Origin of the sequence: Erythrobacter sp. CCH5-A1, from assembly GCF_001557115.1 — a bacterium.
Classification (GTDB): domain Bacteria; phylum Pseudomonadota; class Alphaproteobacteria; order Sphingomonadales; family Sphingomonadaceae; genus Erythrobacter.
The window spans coordinates 1-1,929 of record NZ_LSKQ01000076.1 but is presented as its reverse complement, the minus strand read 5'-3'; the positions used below and the strand labels follow the sequence as shown (position 1 = coordinate 1,929).

At 61.0% G+C, this 1,929-nt stretch carries 4 protein-coding genes; all 4 read right to left on the bottom strand.

Annotation, left to right across the window (positions count from 1 at the left end; translation table 11 throughout):
• Window positions 1-185: 185 nt before the first annotated feature.
• Complete coding sequence (locus tag AX708_RS03965) at window positions 186-479, bottom strand: hypothetical protein (RefSeq protein WP_067489555.1); 294 nt, start codon at window positions 477-479, stop codon at window positions 186-188.
• Between the two features lie 16 nt (window positions 480-495).
• Window positions 496-1,134 carry a hypothetical protein gene (locus AX708_RS03960; protein WP_067489552.1) on the bottom strand — a complete coding sequence of 213 codons (639 nt, stop codon included), beginning with the start codon at window positions 1,132-1,134 and terminating at the stop codon, window positions 496-498.
• A gap of 48 nt (window positions 1,135-1,182) precedes the next feature.
• Window positions 1,183-1,578 (bottom strand): hypothetical protein, encoded by a 396-nt coding sequence (locus AX708_RS03955; protein WP_067489549.1) that lies wholly within the window; start codon window positions 1,576-1,578, stop codon window positions 1,183-1,185.
• The coding region (locus tag AX708_RS03950) for a zincin-like metallopeptidase domain-containing protein (protein WP_255357973.1) at window positions 1,547-1,929 on the bottom strand (383 nt) is incomplete at its 5' end. The genes AX708_RS03950 and AX708_RS03955, both read right to left, overlap by 32 nt.

The window sequence follows — 1,929 nt, the reverse complement described above, 5'->3', positions numbered from 1 at the left end:
CGCCGTATCGCAAGAGCATGAAATTACACGAGATAGTTTTGAATCAGACTCTAAGACGCATCTGGCCTTTTCCGAACATGCTATTGTTCCCCGTCCCTTTCGGGATTTCAGACCTTGTGAGGCCCGAGGTTAGTCCGGCGAGCAGAGGCATTCTCAACTTACCTCATCATCACTGATACTCCATTTCAGCGCCGCAACGGCGCACTGTCCTTGTAGCCGAAGATTTCGCCGCTCGCCGCGTTGGGGTTCCAGCGCACTAGGCAGATGACGGCAGTGACATAACGAACCGCGTCGTCGTTTCCGTATCGCTCGACTGCGGCATAATAAGCCCTGCCGGTCGACACGCTCTTGATCACCCGGCATCCGTCCAGCGTTCCGTTCGCCTCGTCACGGCGCTCCCATGTCAACTGGTTGTCGAGATAGGCCTTTGGGGTCTCGAAGCCGCCCATCCCGTATCGGTGCATGTAAAGCCATCCCATGTCTGTTCCTTTCGCTTCAGAAAAGGCGGTCCTGCGCCTGGGGCGACAGACCGAGCTCGCGTGCGATGCGCTTCGCGAGTGCCGGGATATCCGCCAGGACGCCGATGGGCGCCTTGCGCATTACCGCACCCGGTGGTTTCCAAAACGGGTTGCGCCAGGCGACGCCCGGCTCACCGAACCGTTCCGGCGAGATCCGCAGGTATACTCCGGGGCCTTCCAGCACGTGCTCGCCCGCAAGCGAACTTTCCCGCGTGTGGTAGCTGATCCGGTAGCGACTATGGTCGAGGCCCATGCCGACCGCGATCTGGCGCAAGGTGCGGTGACCTTCGCGCTGATAGTGCCGCAGCTCCTCGGGCCGGTAGTCCAAACCTCTCCGGACCAGCGCGATGATCGCGGGCTGGTGTTTCAGTTCGCCGAGGCGGGCCATGCATTGATCGCGTAAGCTGCGGTCGTCGTCGCAGACCGCCGGCCTGCCCTCGGCGATCCGCTGAAGGTGTCTCGTCAGCAGCAGCACCGCCGGGCAGCTCGTCACGTCCCGTCCGGCGAGGCGCACATCTGCAACGGCCTCGTTGACGGCCTTCAGTGCGTTCTCAAAAGTCGTGAGGCCATCGGGCTGCAGGGCGCGCCGGTAGCGGTAGTCGATATCGCAGGACATGAGGGCATCCTTTCCATTGCATGACGCAATGGCCCCCTCCCCCTCCCCTCAATGGAGGCTGCGTGCCCGCTCGTCCGTCTTGCTTTCGTGCATCGGCTCGTAGATCATCTGTGCCGAAAGGGCTTCGGGAGCGATCTGTTCAAGAATGCGCATGATCGCTGAAATTGCGACACCCGGTCCCTGTGACCTGATCGCTATGCATTGGCCTGCCTGCGTGCCCTCAGCCTCGAGTTCCCATCCGATCGGAGCCGTGCCGACCAACGCGTCGAGGACGGCCGTCTGCTTGCGCGCAGGGAAAAGGCCTTCGATATGGTCCGAGAGCGCTGGAGCAATCAGCATCCTGCGCCCGTCGACAAGGTCGGTCGCATATTGGTGAAGCTGTGCGAGCCTGACCGCCCCTTCGAGCCCTGGCTCAAGCAGCAGCCGGAAGTGGCGCCGTTTCATGGCCTGACTCCTCTGGCTCGCTCTCATAGCCTGAAAAGGCTGCAAGAAGGTTGAAGGCTTGATCCGCTTTCGCCGCAGCGGTGATGATCGCGGTCTTGTCGGATTTGAGGATGTCGAGCCAGTGGGAGAGGTAGCTCGCATGGCTTTCATGAAGGTCGGCGGGAAGCCCCAGCTCGTAGCAGATTCTGGCTGAAATTTGTTCCGCGACCAACTCTTCGAATGCGTATGCCTTGTCGCCGAAGCGCTTGCCGAATTCGCGCGCAAGCCGTGAGGCATGCCCTGTCCAGTGTCCCAGTTCGTGGTAGGTCCCATCCATAACGTGTCCTTTCTGTCCTCTTCTGCCAATCAAGC

Excerpts from the sequence above, each read along its gene's own strand:
- AX708_RS03965 (WP_067489555.1), bottom strand. The coding sequence starts at position 479 with ATGGGATGGCTTTACATGCACCGATACGGGATGGGCGGCTTCGAGACC.
- AX708_RS03960 (WP_067489552.1), bottom strand. The coding sequence starts at position 1,134 with ATGTCCTGCGATATCGACTACCGCTACCGGCGCGCCCTGCAGCCCGAT.
- AX708_RS03955 (WP_067489549.1), bottom strand. The coding sequence starts at position 1,578 with ATGAAACGGCGCCACTTCCGGCTGCTGCTTGAGCCAGGGCTCGAAGGG.